This is a genomic window from Microbacterium galbum, assembly GCF_032464915.1.
Classification (GTDB): domain Bacteria; phylum Actinomycetota; class Actinomycetes; order Actinomycetales; family Microbacteriaceae; genus Microbacterium; species Microbacterium galbum.
Map to the genome: position 1 here is coordinate 464,539 of NZ_JAWDIS010000001.1, position 15,813 is coordinate 480,351.

The 15,813-nt window shown below is 73.3% G+C and carries 12 protein-coding genes; 5 read left to right on the forward strand and 7 right to left on the reverse strand.

All coding sequences use genetic code 11. From position 1 onward, the window contains the following. The first annotated feature begins 51 nt into the window (after positions 1–51). The 3 genes from RWH45_RS02320 to RWH45_RS02330 are packed head-to-tail and all read left to right on the forward strand — an operon-like array spanning position 52 to position 4,696. Positions 52–1,074 carry a 3-oxoacyl-ACP synthase III gene (locus RWH45_RS02320; protein WP_298874550.1) on the forward strand — a complete coding sequence of 341 codons (1,023 nt, stop codon included), beginning with the start codon at positions 52–54 and terminating at the stop codon, positions 1,072–1,074. Then, a complete protein-coding gene (locus RWH45_RS02325; RefSeq protein ID WP_315993311.1) occupies positions 1,071–3,740 on the forward strand; it encodes an alpha/beta fold hydrolase in 2,670 nt (889 codons plus the stop codon). Before RWH45_RS02320 ends, RWH45_RS02325 begins: the two co-directional genes overlap by 4 nt. Continuing rightward, positions 3,737–4,696 (forward strand): NAD-dependent epimerase/dehydratase family protein, encoded by a 960-nt coding sequence (locus tag RWH45_RS02330; RefSeq protein WP_315993312.1) that lies wholly within the window; start codon positions 3,737–3,739, stop codon positions 4,694–4,696. Before RWH45_RS02325 ends, RWH45_RS02330 begins: the two co-directional genes overlap by 4 nt. Before the next feature lie 503 nt (positions 4,697–5,199). On the opposite strand, the gene katG is transcribed toward RWH45_RS02330, so the two are convergent. From katG to RWH45_RS02345, 3 genes are all read right to left on the reverse strand, one after another. Then, positions 5,200–7,452: a catalase/peroxidase HPI gene (gene katG, locus RWH45_RS02335; RefSeq protein ID WP_315993313.1), complete on the reverse strand. Its 2,253-nt coding sequence runs from the start codon at positions 7,450–7,452 to the stop codon at positions 5,200–5,202. Further along, entirely contained in the window at positions 7,449–7,910 is a 462-nt protein-coding gene (locus RWH45_RS02340) for a Fur family transcriptional regulator (protein ID WP_315993314.1), read from the reverse strand. The genes katG and RWH45_RS02340 overlap by 4 nt, the downstream gene beginning before the upstream one ends. 189 nt (positions 7,911–8,099) lie before the next feature. Beyond that, positions 8,100–9,095, reverse strand: a complete 996-nt coding sequence (locus tag RWH45_RS02345; RefSeq protein ID WP_315993315.1) for a stage II sporulation protein M — start codon at positions 9,093–9,095, stop codon at positions 8,100–8,102. Between the two features lie 16 nt (positions 9,096–9,111). Between RWH45_RS02345 and RWH45_RS02350 the strand changes: the two genes are divergently transcribed. Further along, the gene (locus RWH45_RS02350) at positions 9,112–9,942 is read left to right on the forward strand and encodes an RDD family protein (RefSeq protein WP_315993316.1); all 831 of its coding nucleotides are present in this window, start codon (positions 9,112–9,114) and stop codon (positions 9,940–9,942) included. A 167-nt stretch (positions 9,943–10,109) separates the two neighbouring features. Here RWH45_RS02350 and RWH45_RS02355 read toward each other — a convergent pair whose 3' ends face one another. Continuing rightward, positions 10,110–10,316 (reverse strand): DUF3499 family protein, encoded by a 207-nt coding sequence (locus RWH45_RS02355; protein ID WP_136587001.1) that lies wholly within the window; start codon positions 10,314–10,316, stop codon positions 10,110–10,112. Between the two features lie 263 nt (positions 10,317–10,579). Here RWH45_RS02355 and RWH45_RS02360 point away from each other — a divergent pair, with 263 nt between their 5' ends. Next, positions 10,580–11,011, forward strand: a complete 432-nt coding sequence (locus RWH45_RS02360; RefSeq protein WP_391401501.1) for a hypothetical protein — start codon at positions 10,580–10,582, stop codon at positions 11,009–11,011. Between the two features lie 33 nt (positions 11,012–11,044). Here RWH45_RS02360 and RWH45_RS02365 read toward each other — a convergent pair whose 3' ends face one another. The 3 genes from RWH45_RS02365 to RWH45_RS02375 all read right to left on the reverse strand — a co-directional run bounded on the left by RWH45_RS02365 (position 11,045) and on the right by RWH45_RS02375 (position 15,701). Beyond that, positions 11,045–12,436 (reverse strand): DUF5719 family protein, encoded by a 1,392-nt coding sequence (locus tag RWH45_RS02365; RefSeq protein ID WP_315993318.1) that lies wholly within the window; start codon positions 12,434–12,436, stop codon positions 11,045–11,047. Next, positions 12,433–15,276: a glycosyltransferase gene (locus RWH45_RS02370; RefSeq protein WP_315993319.1), complete on the reverse strand. Its 2,844-nt coding sequence runs from the start codon at positions 15,274–15,276 to the stop codon at positions 12,433–12,435. The genes RWH45_RS02365 and RWH45_RS02370 overlap by 4 nt, the downstream gene beginning before the upstream one ends. A 101-nt stretch (positions 15,277–15,377) precedes the next feature. Beyond that, entirely contained in the window at positions 15,378–15,701 is a 324-nt protein-coding gene (locus tag RWH45_RS02375) for a WhiB family transcriptional regulator (protein WP_058232110.1), read from the reverse strand. Positions 15,702–15,813: the final 112 nt, after the last annotated feature.

Genomic DNA, 15,813 nt, shown 5'->3' on the forward strand with positions numbered 1-15,813 from the left:
GTCCCCTCCGCGCGCGGCCTCGCCGTCTACGCACAGGATGCGGGAGCTCTCTTGCCAGGTAACGCCACCACGCACTTCGACGATGTGGCCCTCGTGTCGGTGGCGAGCGTCTTGCCCAGCCGAGTCACGACGTCGGACGACATCGAGGAGCGTCTGGCTCCCGCGCTGAAGCGACTCAAGCTCAAGCCGGGTCTGCTGCGCCGCGTCGCGGGCGTCAACGAGCGCCGCAACTGGGCGGAGGGCGAGTCGTCGGATGAGGCGACGATCGCCGCCGGCAAGCAGGCCCTCGCCGAGGCCGGGGTCGACGCGAGCGAGATCGGCCTCATCATCAACACGTCGGTCACCCGCAAGCACCTCGAGCCCTCGGTCGCCGTGCGACTGCACCACGGCCTCGGCCTGCCGAGCTCGGCCATCAACTTCGACGTGGCCAACGCGTGCCTCGGCTTCATCAACGGCATGAGCCTCGCAGCCGGCATGATCCAGTCGGGGCAGGTGAAGTACGCCCTCATCGTCAACGGCGAGGATGCCGACGAGATCCAGGTCAACACCATCAACCGGCTCGTGCGCGAAGATCTCGACCGCGACGCCTTCATGCAGGAGTTCGCCTCGCTCACCCTGGGGTCGGGCGCCGCCGCGGCCGTCCTGGGACGCGCGAGCGACCACCCCGAGGGGCACCGCATCGTGGGCGGCGTCACGCGGGCCGCGACGCAGTTCTACGACCTGTGCGTGGGCAGCGTCGACGGCATGTTCACCGACGCCAAGGCGCTGCTGAAGGGCGGACTCGACCTCGTCGTGTCGGCGTGGAAAGAGGCCAAGGGCGAATTCGACTGGACCGGCATGGACCGCTACGTCACCCACCAGGTCTCGTCGGTGCACACCGGTGCGATCGTTCGCGCTGCGAAGCTCGACCGCGACCGGGTCCCGGTCACGTACCCCGAGCTGGGCAATGTGGGCCCGGCATCCATCCCCATCACCCTCGCCGCCGAGCAGAAGACGCTGCGGCGAGGTGATCGCGTGCTGCTGATGGGAGTGGGCTCCGGCTTGAACACCGGCATGCTGGAGCTGGCCTGGTGAGCCACCCCCGCGTGACCGGACCGCAGGCCACCCTCCCCCCGGCCGGGCTCCCCGGCCTCGACCCGTCTCTGTCGCGGCTCGTCAGCGTCGAGGGCGTCCTCGATGACCGCGGAGCGTCGCGCCTCTGGCACGTGCTCGACACCGGGGGCACCCTCGCCGAGCACGGCGTCGAGCCGCTCGGCACGATCATCGCCGTGCACGGTAACCCGACGTGGTCGTACCTGTGGCGCGCGCTCGTGACCGCCTCGCTCGACCGCGCGCTCGACGGCCGCGCCGCGTGGCGCGTCGTCGCCGTGGACCAGCTCGAGATGGGTTTCTCGGAGCGCTCCTCGCTGCGCCGCACACTCGCTCAGCGCATCGCCGATCTCGACGCGCTCGTCTCCGAGCTCGGCATCCGCGGTCCGGTCGTCACCATCGGACACGACTGGGGCGGGCCCGTCTCCCTCGGCTGGGCCGTCGAGAACCGCGAGCGAGTCGCCGCGGTCATCGCGCTGAACACCGCCGTGCACCACCCCGACGGCGCCGAGCTGCCCTTCGCGCTGCGCGTCGCGACCGCTCGCGGCATGCTCGCGGCGGGCACGACCGGCACGACGGCGTTCCTCGACGTCACCCTCGCCCTCGCCGACCTCGACCCGGCCGTGCGCGCCGCCTTCCGCGCGCCGTACGCGACCGTGGCACGGCGTCGGGGCATCGGCGGATTCGTCGCCGACATCCCGGCGACGCCGGACCACGTCAGCACCCCCGCCCTGCACCGCATGTCGGCGGGGCTGCGCGAGCTCGAGGTGCCCGCGCTGCTCCTGCGCGGTCCGAAAGACCCCGTGTTCGGCGAGGACCACCTCGACGATCTCACCGAGCGTCTCCCCCACGCCGACGTGCACCGCTTCGAGGGCGCGGGCCACCTGATCGCCGAGGAGCGCCCCTACGCCGACGTGGTGCTCGATTGGCTCGACGAGAAGATCGTGGATGCCGCAACGGCACCCGCGCGCTCGCGTCGCTCGTCCCCGACGAAGCGCGCCGGCACCGGCACCGGCACTGCCCCTGCCGGTCGCCTCTGGGACGCCCTCGACGCCCGCCGCGATGACGACGACACCGCCGTCATCGACATGACCACGGCCTCGGGCGACGGCGGACCGCTGCGGGTGAGCTGGCGACAGCTCGCCGCGCGGGTCGACGAGATCGCCGCGGGACTCGACGCGTTCGGCGTCCGCGCCGGCGACCGCGTCTCGCTGCTCGTGCAGCCCGGCCCGACGCTCACGGCCGCGCTGTACGCGTGCCTGCGCATCGGCGCCGTGGTCGTCGTGGCCGACCGGGGTCTCGGCATCCGGGGGCTGTCGCGCGCGGTGCGCGGTGCCGTCCCCGACGTGGTGATCGGCGAGGTCGCGGGGCTCGCCGCGGCGCGCGCCCTGGGGTGGCCCGGGCGCCGCATCTCGTCGGCGTCCCTGCCCGCCGCGACCTCGCGCGCACTGGGGGTCGAGGCCAGCCTGTCGGATCTCGCGCGCGCCGGTCGGGGGCGGACGCTGCCGGAGCCGCCCGCAGCCGACGCCGAGGCGGCGGTGCTCTTCACCTCGGGCTCGACCGGTCCCGCCAAGGGCGTCGTGTACACGCACGCGCAGGTGACAGCCTTGCGCGACACCCTCGCCACGCACTTCGCGGTGTCGGCCGACACGGGGCTCGTGACCGGCTTCGCGCCCTTCGCGCTGTTGGGCCCGGCGCTCGGCACCCGCTCGGCGACGCCCGACATGGACGTCTCGGCTCCGCGCACCCTCACCGCCGCCGCGGTCGCGGCCGCCGTGCGCGCCTCCGATGCGAAGATCGTCTTCCTCTCCCCCGCCGCCGTCGCCAACGTCGTGGCCACCGCCGACCGTCTGACGGATGCCGATCGCTCGGCGCTGGCGCGTGTGCAGACGTTCCTCTCGACCGGCGCTCCCGTGGGCGTCGACCTGCTGCGGCGGGCTCAGGCGCTCATGCCGAACGCCGTCGCGCACACGCCCTACGGCATGACGGAATGCCTGCTGGTGGCCGACGTCACCCTGCCCGAGATCGAGGCCGCTGCGGGAGACCGCGGAGTGTGCGTCGGTCGTCCCCTCGGGACGGGCGAGGTGCGCATCTCACCCCTCGACGACCGGGGCCGCGCGGCCGATGAGACGACGACGGATGCCGGGGTCACCGGCGAGGTCGTCATCTCGGCGCCGCATCTCAAGCGCGGCTACTTCCGCCTGCACCTGACCGACCGCGACGCCCGGCGCGGCCTCCCCGCCCGCTGGCATCGCACCGGCGACGTCGGTCACCTCGACGCCGAGGGGCGCCTGTGGGTCGAGGGGCGCCTCCCCCACGTCATCACCACCGCGGAGGGGCCCGTCACCCCGGTCGGCGTCGAGCAGGACGTCGAGACCGTCTCCGCCGTCGTCCGCGCCGCCGCGGTCGGCGTGGGCCCCGTCGGCCGACAGGTCGTCGTCGCCGTCGTCGAGTCCGCCGTCCGGCGTCCCGGCCTGGCATCCCCCGAGCTCACCGACGCCGTCCGCGCGGCCACCGCGCAGTCGCTGGCCGCCGTGCTGGCCGTGCCGAGCCTGCCGACCGACATCCGCCACAATTCCAAGATCGACCGCTCCCGCGTGGCCGCGTGGGCCGAGCGGGTGCTCGCGGGCGAGAAGGCGTCGGCGCTGTGAGGGTCCTCGCCACCGGTGCCTCCGGCTTCCTCGGCCGTGCCGTCGTCCGCGCCCTCCAGCACGACGGTCACGACGTGCGCACGCTGCAGCGCCGCCCCTCGCGCGTCGACGGCGCCGACGACCGTCTCGGTTCGGTGACGGATGCCGACGCCGTGGCATCCGCTCTCGACGGCGTCGACGCGATCGTGCACCTCGCCGCGAAGGTCTCCCTCGCGGGGGACCCGGCGCAGTTCCGCGCCGTGAACGTGGAGGGGACGCGCACGCTTCTCGACGCCGCTGCCGCCGCGGGAGTCTCGCGCATCGTGCACGTGTCGTCGCCCTCGGTCGCGCACGCCGGACACGCCCTCGCGGGCGTCGGCGCCGAGCCCGCCGACCCGGATGCCGCGCACGGCGAGTACGCCCGCACCAAGGCCGAGGCCGAATTGCTCGCGCTCTCGCGCGCCGGCGACGGCACCGCGCTCGTCGCCATCCGACCGCACCTGGTGTGGGGGCCGGGTGACACCCAGCTCATCGCGCGCGTGGTCGACCGCGCTCGTCGCGGCACGCTGCCGCTGCTGGACGGCGGCACGGCGCTCATCGACTCCACGTACGTCGACAACGCGGCATCCGGCATCGTCGCCGCCCTCGACCGCGTCGAGGACGTCAGCGGGTGCGCCTACGTGCTGACCAACGGCGAGCCGCGGCCCGTGGGCGACCTGCTCGCCGGGATCTGCCGCGCATCGGGCGTGACACCGCCGCGATTCAGCGTGCCCGCGGGACTCGCCAAGGCCGCGGGATCGCTCATCGAGCGCGTGTGGGCCGTGCGCCCGGGGCAGGACGAACCGCCCATGACGCGTTTCCTCGCCGAGCAGCTGTCGACCGCGCACTGGTTCGATCAGACCGAGATCCGCCGCGACCTGCGCTGGCGTCCCTCGGTCTCGATCGACGAGGGCCTGCGCCGCCTGTCGCGCGCCTGAGTCGGCGGCATCCGTCCCACCTCCGGCATCCGCCACACCTCAGGCATCCGCCACACCTCCGGCAGCGCGCGTCTCCGGCAGCGTGTCTCTCCTACAGTGCCCCTTCAGCGGCGCGCGTCCCACTCCTAGCGGCGCATGTCCCACTTCTGACGGCGCATGTCCCCAGAATGGCCACTTCACGCCCCTCGCACCGACCATAAGTGGGACACACCTCCCTCTCCCCGCCACCGACGAGCCACCGCCGACAAAGCTGCACACCGGCCCCGCAGTGCGTCCTACTCCTCGCGGCGCTCGTCCCACATATGACGGTGGATGTCCCGAAAATGGTCACCCCACACCCCTCCTACCGGCCATAAGTGGGACACACCTCCCCGGCGGGGCGGAACGGAGACGGACCGCGGCGCCACCGAACGACGGAAGGCCCGCCCCGACGAGGGGACGGACCTTCCGGATGCCGCGACGACCGAGCCGCAGCGCGAACCCCGCCGCAGCGGGGGTCGATCTCAGACCAGGTCGAACCGGTCGAGCTCGGTGACCTTGCGCCACGCGGCGACGAAGTCGCGCACGAACTTCTCCTTCGCGTCATCCGAGGCGTACACCTCGGCGAGCGCGCGCAGCTCGGAGTTCGACGAGAACACCAGGTCGACGCGGGTTCCGATGCCGACCTTCTCGCCCGAGCCGTCCTTCGTGCCCTCGAAGGCGTGCTTGCCGCTGTCGAGCGGCTTCCACGTCGTACCGAGGTCGAGGAGGTTCGCGAACACGTCGTTCGTCAGCGCACCGGGGGTGTCGGTGAACACGCCCCAGTCGCTGCCGTCCCAGTTCGCGCCGATCGCGCGGAGGCCCCCGACCAGCACCGTCATCTCGGGCGCGGTGAGCGTCAGCAGGTTGGCCTTGTCGAGCAGCAGGAACTCCGCGGGCAGCCGCGCCTCGCGCGAGGCGTAGTTGCGGAACCCGTCGGCGATCGGCTCGAGCCAGCGGAACGACTCGATCTCGGTCTGCTCCTGCGAGGCGTCGGTGCGACCGGGGGCGAAGGGCACCTCGATCTCGACGCCGCCGGCGAGGGCGGCCTGCTCGACACCGGCGTTGCCCGCGAGCACGAGCAGGTCGGCGATCGAGACCTTCTTCTCCCCCTGAGCATCGAACCCGGCCTTGATCTTCTCGAGCACCTCGAGCACGGATGCCAGCTGCTCGGGGTTGTTCACCGTCCAGCTCCTCTGCGGCTCGAGGCGGATACGCGCGCCGTTCACGCCACCGCGCTTGTCGCTCCCGCGGAACGTGGATGCCGCCGCCCACGTCGTGGTGACGAGCTGCTGCACCGTGAGGCCGCTGTCGAGGATCTGCTGCTTGAGCGCCGCGGCATCCGCGGAATCGATGAGCGGGTGGTCGACGGCGGGCACCGGGTCCTGCCACACGAGCACCTCGGAGGGCACCTCGGAACCGAGGTAGCGCTCGCGCGGGCCCATGTCGCGGTGGGTCAGCTTGAACCACGCGCGGGCGAAGGCGTCCTGGAACGCCGCCGGGTCTTCGGCGAAACGCCGCGAGATCTTCTCGTACGCCGGGTCGACGCGCAGCGCCAGGTCGCTCGTGAGCATGCGGGGCTCGCGGCGTCCGGCCGAGTGCGCCTCGGGGACCATGTCGGCTCCCCCGCCGTTGACGGGACGCCACTGGTGCGCTCCCGCGGGGCTCTGGAAGAGCTCCCACTCGTAGGCGAAGAGGATGTGGAAGAACTCGTTGTCCCACCGGGTCGGGTGGTAGGTCCAGGTGACCTCGAGACCGCTGGTGATGGTGTCGTCGCCCTTGCCGGTGCCGTGGCTGTTCTTCCAGCCCAGGCCCTGGTCCTCGATGTCGGCGGCCTCGGGGTTGACACCCACGTGCGAGTCGCTCGCCGCACCGTGCGTCTTGCCGAAGGTGTGTCCACCGGCGATAAGGGCGACGGTCTCCTCGTCGTTCATGGCCATGCGGCCGAACGTCTCGCGGATGTCGTGGGCCGACAGCTGCGGGTCGGGGTTGCCGTTGGGCCCCTCGGGGTTGACGTAGATCAGGCCCATCTGAACGGCGGCGAGCGGACGCTCGAGCTCGCGGTTGCCGGTGTAGCGCTCGTCGCCGAGCCAGGTGGTCTCGGGACCCCAGTACACGTCGTCGTCGGGCTCCCACACGTCGGTGCGGCCACCGGCGAAGCCGAAGGTGGGGAAGCCCATGTCCTCCAGCGCGACGTTGCCGGCGAGGATCATGAGGTCGGCCCACGAGATGGACTGGCCGTACTTCTTCTTGACGGGCCAGAGTAGGCGGCGCGCCTTGTCGAGGTTGACGTTGTCGGGCCAGCTGTTCAGCGGGGCGAAGCGCTGCATGCCCGCGCCCGAGCCGCCACGACCGTCGGTCACGCGATAGGTGCCGGCGCTGTGCCAGGCCATGCGGATCATGAGGGGGCCGTAGTGACCGAAGTCGGCGGGCCACCAGTCCTGCGAGGTCGTCATGACGGCCTGCAGGTCCTTCTTCACGGCCTCGAGATCGAGCGCCTCGAACGCGGCCTTGTAGTCGAAGCCCTCGTCGAGCGGGTCGCGGAGGGCGTTGTTCTTCGCGAGGATCTTCACGTTCAGGGACTCGGGCCACCACACGCGGTTGGCGGATCCCTGGGTCGGGTGCGGCAGGGCGCCGGCGGGCTCGCTGTCGGCGGGGGCCTCGCCCACCGGCAGTCGGTTGTCGTCGGGGGCGGCGCCGTCGTGGAAGACGGGGCATCCGTTCAGAGTGTCGCTCATCGGGATCCTCTCGGTTTTTCGGCTTCGGACTCGGCCCGGCAGTCGGGGCACACGCCCCAGAACGTCACCTCGGCGGTCTCGATGACGAAACCGCTCCCCTCCGGCACGTGCAGGCACGGTGCCGCGCCGACGACGCAATCCACGTCGTCGATGCGTCCGCATCCGGTGCACACCACGTGGTGGTGGTTGTCTCCGACGCGCAGCTCGAACGTGCCGGAGTGCCCGGCCGGTTCGATGCGGCGCGCGAGACCCGCGTCGGCGAAGTCGCCGAGCGCGTTGTACACGGATTGCTTGCTCGTGCCGGCGAGGGTGCCGCTGACCCGTGCGAACACGTCGTCGGCGGTGGCGTGCGGCCGGGCGCGCAAGGCCTCGAGCACGGCGACGCGCGTCGTCGTGACCCGCAGACCCGCACCACGGATGAGGGCATCCGCGGGGGCGTCCGGCTGACTGTCGAGCATGCGTCGAGCCTACCTAGTTTTGAATGAATCAAAAATGACACGCCGGTGAACGGCGTGATCGGGGTGCGGGCGGCACGACGCAGGGCGTTTCCGCTGCGCTGCGCGCACGGCGCCGGAGCCGCCCGTCCCCGCGGAACGCCGGGGAACCCGAAGCCTCCGCGGCGCCCCCGGGTCGGCATCCGGATGCCGTCAGCCGGCCGTCAGCGTGGGTGTGCCGGCCTCGTACTCGGTGAGGTCGCCCGTCTCCCCCGCCCGGACCGCGCGGCGTCCGACCCACAGCATGTAGAAGAGGAAGACGCCGAGGGCGGCCGCGCCGATCGCGATCTTGACAGGCCAGGGCCACTCGCGCGGGGTGACGAAGCCCTCGACGAGACCCGACAGCGCGAGCGCGAACACGAGTCCGACGGCGACGGTCGCGAGAGAGCGCCCCGCCGCCGCCAGCGCCGCCGCGCGGGTGCGACGCCCCGGGGCGACCCACGCCCAGAAGATCTGCAGCCCCGCCGCCCCCGCGACGAAGATCGCCGTGAGCTCCAGCAGGCCGTGCGGGAGGATGAACTGGAAGAACACGTCGGCCCGGTCGAAGGCGATCATGATCGCGGCCGAGGTCCCCACGCCGACCGCGTTCTGCATGATGACCATGAGCGGCCAGAACCCCGTCACCCCGAACAGCACGCACTGCGCCGCGATCCAGGCGTTGTTCGTCCACACGGTGCCGGCGAAGATCGCATTCGGGTTCTCGCGGTAGTAGTCGACGAACTGCTCGTCGGCGTAGCGCTGCAGATCGCTCTGCGCCCCGAGCGCGGCCACGGCCTGCGGGTCGCCGGAGATCCACAGCGCGACGAGGGTGGCCACGACCAGGAAGAACACCGTCACCGCCAGCGTCATCCACCGCACGCGGTACAACGCCGCGGGCAGCTGGAGGAGGAAGAAGCGCGGAAGCTGCTTCAGCACGTTCTCGCGCACGCCGGTGAGACGCAGACGCGTGCGCGCGAGCAGGATCGAGACGTAGTCGCCCTGCGGGGTGCGGCCGGCCGAGGTCTTGATGTCGGCCAGATCCGCGGAAGCCGCCCGGTAGCGGGTGACGAGCTCGTCGACCTCCTCGCCGCTCAGGCGACGGCGTCTGCCGAGCTCGTCGAGCCGCTCCCACTCGCGGCGGCGCGCGGCCGTGAGCGCGTCGAGGTCCATGTGGTCAACTGTACGCATGGCATCGACCCCGGTCCCCTCCCCCGCGGTCTCCCTCGTGCACACCACCGCCGAGGAGACGCTCACCGGTGAGGCCGTCGCCCTCGACGTCCAGCCGATCGGGTTCTTCCTGCGCGCGGTGGGCGCAGTCATCGACGTCGTGATCGGCGCGGTGCTGCTCTTCGGCGGTGCCCTTCTGCTCGCCACCCTCACCGCCCAGGGCTCGCTGCCGGAATCCGCCCTCGGCATCGGCGTGATCACGCTGCTCGTCCTCGTGATGGTGGCGGTGCCCACCACGGTCGAGACGCTGTCGCGCGGGCGCAGCCTCGGTCGCCTCGCGGTGGGGGCGCGCATCGTCCGCACCGACGGCGGCGCCTCCGGCTTCCGTCAGGCGCTCATCCGCGCGCTGACGGGGGTGCTCGAGATCTGGTTCACCTTCGGCGCGATCGCCGCGGTCGTCGGGATGTTCACCCCGCGCTCTCAGCGCCTCGGCGACCTCCTCGCGGGCACCGCCAGCGAACGGACGCGCACCCCGCGCCTGCCCCTCGAGGCCCCCGGCATCCCGCTCGGTCTCGAGGCGTGGGCGCAGGTCGCCGACGTCTCGCGTCTGCCCGACCGCCTCGCCGCGCGACTGTCGCAGTTCGTGCGCGGGGCCGACGCGCTCACCCCCGCCGCACGCGCGCGCGTGGCGGTCTCGCTCGCCGAGGCGGTGCGGCCCTTCGTCTCGCCCATCCCCGCGGTGGATGCCGAGAGCCTGGTCCGCGCGGTGTCGGCGGTGCGACGCGATCGCGAGTATCGCGCCCTCCTGCTCAAGAACGAGCGGGCCGCCGCCCTCACCGAGCGCGCCTGAGCAGCGGGTCGCGGGCGAGGGAGCGCCGCCTTCGGGGAGGATCGGGGCGGATCACCGCGTTCCGGGCACGAATCCCCTGCCCCACGGAGCCGAACGCGCCACGAACCGGGAAAGCCGGCGCCACGACGCGAAGGGCGCATCGGGTCAGACGCGCGGCACGGCCGGCCTCAGGCGCGCAGCGTCTCGTGGCGCACGACGACCCAGCCCTTGGGGACCGACAGGCGGTCGGCGTGGATCGCGCACAGGTCGTGCGCGTGCGGGTCGCCCGCAGGCCCCAGGGGGCCGAGGGCCGCCATCTGGTCGCCGTAGTCGTAGGTGAGGGTGCTCATCGCCTCGCGGGCGCATCCCACCTTCGAGCAGAGTCTGTCGCGCATCGCGGTCATCCTACCCAGCCCCTCCGACACCGCCACGACGCCGCGCCGGGATGAGGAGCACCCCGGATGCCGGTGACCGGCGCCGCAGTAGACGGCGGAGGCGGGGTGCGCAGAGGCATACCCCGGCGATGCAGGGGCCCGGGGCCGATCGCCGTGCGGCGGAGGGCACCGACGCGGAGCGGACGTGCGGACGGCTCCCCGCCGGCCCCGACCGTTGTCCGACGCCCGGCGCGACCCGCCGACGAACGTAGGATGGGCGGATGATGCGTCGTCGATCCCGCGAAGCGCGTCCGGTCGTCCGCCCCTCCCGTCACGGTCGGCACGGCCGCGAGAACCGCAGCCCGGTCGTCCGTCCGCCGCTGCCCCCGATCGACACCCGCGTCGAGCGGTTCGACGTCGCCGTCAGTACGGCGGCGGAGTTCCTGCGCTCCGCCTGGCCCGAGCTGCGCGAGGTCTCGTTCGAGATCGGCATCATGCCTCCGGCGGCCGGTGACGGCATCCCCCGCTGGACGGTGCTGCGCGATGAGAAGCGCATCATCCTGTACCGCGTGCCGATCGAGCGCCTCGGTCACCCGCACCACGACGACGACCTGCACCGTCGCATGATGATCGAGGGCGCCGTCTTCCGCGCGGCCGCGGAGTTCCTCGATCGCGACCCGTGGGACCTCGGGCCCGAGCGCTTCCGCTTCCTCTGACCGGTCCGGATGCCGTGACCCGGCGCCCCGGGCCTAGGGCAGGACGGTGACCGCCGAGGCCGCGGCGTCCGCCGGCCACAGCGGGTACGACGCGAGTGCGCCGGCCCCCGCGTACGACACCGCGGCGCGCACCGGCGCATCGGTGTCGAGGCGGTAGACCCCCGTGCCGACGGGGAGGGCGACGCTCGCGCCGGCCCCCACCGCGATCGTCAGCGGGTCTCCCCCGTCGACCGGCGTGAGGGTGACCGTCGCGTCGCTCGCGTCGCCGGCGATCACCACGGCGGCACCGACGCCCGAGGCGACGGCGATCACTCCGGACGACGAGAACGCGGGGGCGGCGGCGTACCAGGCGAAGTCCGCGCCCTCGCCGAAGCCCGTGGTCGACCACGCGCCTCCGACGACGGGAGCGGCGGCCGTCACCTCGACGGTGTAGGCCCCGGCCGCGACGCCCGAGAGGTCGAGCGAGGTCGGGAGTCCTGCCGTGAGCGGCACCGAGCGGGCCTCCGGCACCGCGGTCGCGGCATCCAACGGGGTCATGGTCACCGTCGCCGTGGTGTCGGCGCCCGGTGCGAGAAGGCGCAGGACGGTCCCCGCCTGGCCCTCCCCCGTCGTCAGCACCTGCACCCCGGGGATCACCAGGCGCGTGTCGGCCTGGGCGAGAGGCGCGACCTGGTCGCTGCCGCCCGGCAGCAGCACCCGCGTGAGGCTCGCCTGCAACGAGGCGTGCACGGGGGCCCCGGATGCCACCACCCGCACCACCGGGCTCTCCTCGCCCAGCAGCAGCCCGGCCAGGGGCACGACGCGGCGCTCACCGGGCGGGACGACGAGGTTGCTGCCACCGGGAGGGGTCGAGACGCCCTGGGCACCGTAGACCGACAGCTGGACGGTCGCCGGGACGGTTCCCGGGTTGGCGAGGACGACGAGGTCGTTCGACCCGGTGGTGGAGGCGCCGCCCACGAGCCACGACTCGGCGAGGGGGGCGCGGCAGGCGGAGGCGGCGAAGCCGGTGAGGTCGTCCGACACCGCGGTCGCGGAACCGGCAGCGGCCAGCGGGGTCTGCACGCCGTCCTGCGGGGCGGCGCGCAGGGCGTCGGCGGAACCGTCGTCGCCGCCCGTCGCCCCGGTCAGCGCCGATGTGTCCGCGGAAGCGGAGGAGGGACCGCTCACCACCTGCTGCGCGGCGGCGGCGCTCAGGCTGTTCGCCGCGTCGGCGCTGCGACCGAGCGCCAGCAGCGGGCCGTCGCACGCGAGGACGGTGTCGGAGGGCGCGGGGGTCGCCTGCACCCGGACCGGCTCGGCGGCGTACTCGGGCCAGGGCGCGGCGATACCCGCGACGGTGCCGACGACCGCCGCCGTGGCGACGGCTGCCCCCGCCACGACGCGGGCGCTCGTGGCGGCGAAGCGGACGAGACGACGATCGCTCATCGTGATCCTCCCGAGATCGGGCCGACCGTGCGCGGCGTCCGCCGGGCGACCCGGCGCGAGGCGGCGGTGGGCACGGCGAGCAGGAGCGCGACCAGCACCACGCCCAGCGAGGCGAGAGTGACCAGGCGCTGGAGACGCACCTGGTGATCGTCGATGGGCGCACGGGCGACGATGGTGGTGTTCACGCGCCAGAGGTCGCCGCGGGAGGTGGCCCCCACCGGGTCGAGCAGGTCGCGCTGGTCGAGCGACGTGGCCGCACCGAGACGCGCCCCGCGGATCACGTCGTCCTCGCCCGCGGGCGCCGACGCCAGCAGCACGAAGCCGATGCCACGATCGGCCAGACGCGTGACGACGTCGTCGGCGGACGGAGTGACGAGATCGGCGGCGAGCGCCGCGAGCTCCTCGTCCGCGGGCGACGCGGCGGTGCGCGTGGCCTGCACGGTGCTCTGACCGGACAGGGTGGCGCTGCCGCCCCAGACGACGTCGACGCGCATGCCGTCAGCGCGGGGGTCGAGCACGATGGTGCCGATGTCGGTGGAGCCGCGCCCCTCGGCGGCGACGAAGGCCGGCAGGGTCGACACCGGACCGTTTGTCAGCACCGAGCGACCGCTCTCGACGGAGGCGGTCTGCGCGGTCAGCGCCGGGGCCACGGCGACGAGCAGCGCCGCCAGAGCGGCCAGCGCGCCGATCGGTCGCAGCACGCGCACGCGCTCCACGAGGCCGGCGTCGAGCGCGACGACGGCGGCACCGACCAGGCCGATCCACGCGAGGCTCAGGCCCGATCCGGCCCACACGGGCACGGCGATCGCGTCGCGGAACGACACGGCGACGCCCACCGCGGCGAAGGCCGTGGCCAGCCCCGTGACCGCGATCACCAGCAGAGCGGATGCCGTCACCCAGCGGGGCGTCAGCACCGCGAGCAGCGCGAGAACGGCGAGAGGCGCGACGAGCAGTCCCACCCACCACACGGGCCCGTCGAACACGGCGGCCCACCCGCCGGGATCCGACGTCGGGAAGCCGGCCGCCAGGAGCGCCCGACCCAGGGGGTCGGCCGTGGCCTCCGCCCCGGCATATGGCACGCCCGGATCCGCGAGGAGCGCCCACGGCGTCCCGCGACGCACCTGCGTCCACACCAGGGGCGCGAAGATGACCGCCGACGGCACGAGCAGCCAGACCACACGGGCCACTCCGCGGCCCGCGACGAGCGCCACCACGATGAGCGCCGCCGACCACAGCACGACCACCGCGGGTGCGAGAGACGGGGCGCACGCGAGCACGGCGACCAGGAGGAGGGATGCCGCTCCGGCCGGCGCCCACGACCGATGGGCCACGCTCGCCGCGAAGAACAGCCACGGCAGCAGCAGGTGCAGCAGCACGGCAGCGGGGCGGCCCTCCACGAGGGCGGCGAGGAAGGTGGGGGCGAGGGCCCACGCGAAGGCGGCGGTGATGCGCAGCAGCGACGACTCGGTCACCCGCGTGGCGGCGAACCAGCCGCCCAGCACCGCCAGCGGGAGCGCGAGCACCCACAGCACGACGAAGGCTCGCGAGGGGTCCCCCGGCGAGAGCGTGCCGAGGAGCGCGACGAGCGCCGAGAACGGGTCGGCCGGTCCCACGGCATCCAGACCGAGGGGGCGAGCGCCCCAGGCGGCGTCCTGCCAGAGCTGAGCGATGTCGGCACGGAGCGGCAGCAGCGCTCCCCCGCCGAGGACGGGCCAGGCCAGCAGGGGGGCGAAGAGCGCCGCCGACACGGCGAGCGCGCCGAGGACGGCCCACGCGCCGCCCCCGACGAAGAAGCGCAGCTCCGAACGAACGGGGGCGTCGGGGTCGGCGCCGTCGGCGTCGAGACGCAGGCGCATCTGCGCCCGCGAGATGCGCAGCGGCGCGATGCGCGACCACCCCACGCGGCGTACCGTCCGGATGCGGCGACGGGCGCGCGCGACGGCGGCGGGTCGGAAGAGGACGAGCAGCGTCGCCCCCCACTCCGGCAGCACCCGGTAGGGCATCTTCGTCACGAGGTGCATGACCGTGCGCCACAGGGCGAGCGGCAGGAACGAGAGCCAATGCAGCAGCACGGCCGCGGACGGCGCGTACGCCAACCGCCGGTGCAACTGCGCGGTGCGCGTGGCGAACGCGCGACGACGCGCCCGACGGCGACCGCGGGCCATCGCGGCCACGCCGTCGCCCGCGACCGCGACGCGCGCCGCCGGCACGAGCGAGACGAGATCGCCCGCCAGGCGCGCGCGCACGCCGAGGTCGAGCCCCTCGTCGGCCCCACCGAGGGCGGGGTCGAGACCGCCGAGCGCGCTCCACGCCTCGCGACGCACGAGCACGCCGCGCACGTCGGCACCGAGCACGTCGGCATCGGCGTCGTGCTGACCCTGGTCGAGCTCGCCCTTGGCGAGTTCGACCGTGCCGCCGTAACGGTTCATGCTCACACCCAGCGACACGATCTCGTCGCGGTCGTCCCACGACACGAGCTTGGGCGCCGCGATCACGAGCGACGACGACAGCTCGAGGGCACCCGCGAGACGGACGAGGGCGTCGGGATCGGGCGCGGTGTCCTGTGCGAGCAGCCACACGGCGTCGCCGGTCAGACGCGGCGTGGCCAGGGCCGTGGCGACGGCGAACGGGGTGCCGGCCGGAGCCGTGATGACGCCTTCGGCGCCGGAGGAGGCCGCGACCTGCGTCAAGGCCGGGTCGGCGCCGCACAAGACGATGGTCAGGGCGTCGACCGGACGGGTCTGGGCCGCGAGGGCTGCGAGCGTGCGCTGCAGATGGTTCGCGGCGGGGGTGCGTCCTTCGGGACGCACGACGAGGATGGCGTGTACACGGGCGGGCATGACCGGATCAGCCTAAGTCGGCTCCTCCGCGATCAGGGACGCCGCGCCGTCGGGACGCCGATCGCTCACCCCTGGGTCACCCGAGGGCGATCGGCGGCGGATCAGGCGCGACGCTTGAGCTTGCGGCGCTCGCGCTCGCTGAGACCGCCCCAGATGCCGAAGCGCTCGTCGTTCTGCAAGGCGTACTCGAGGCACTCGCTCTTGACGTCGCACGAGGTGCAGATGCGCTTCGCGTCGCGGGTCGATCCGCCCTTCTCCGGGAAGAAGGCCTCGGGATCGGTCTGCGAGCACAGCGCGTCGGTCTGCCAGGCGAGGGTGTTCTCCTCGGTCGCGTCGATGTCTCGGCGAACGCCGGGCACTCCCAGATCGACCGGGTCTACGAACCAGTTGTCCGGGACACCGGACCGGTACTGCGACGTCGCCATATCGTCCTCCGCCTCGTTCAAGCCCCCATGACGCGGTTCCGCGTAGACATAATTACACCCGTGTGATTCGGTTTGGTCAAGTCGCGGATCGTAAACCCTCAAGGCCGAGGTG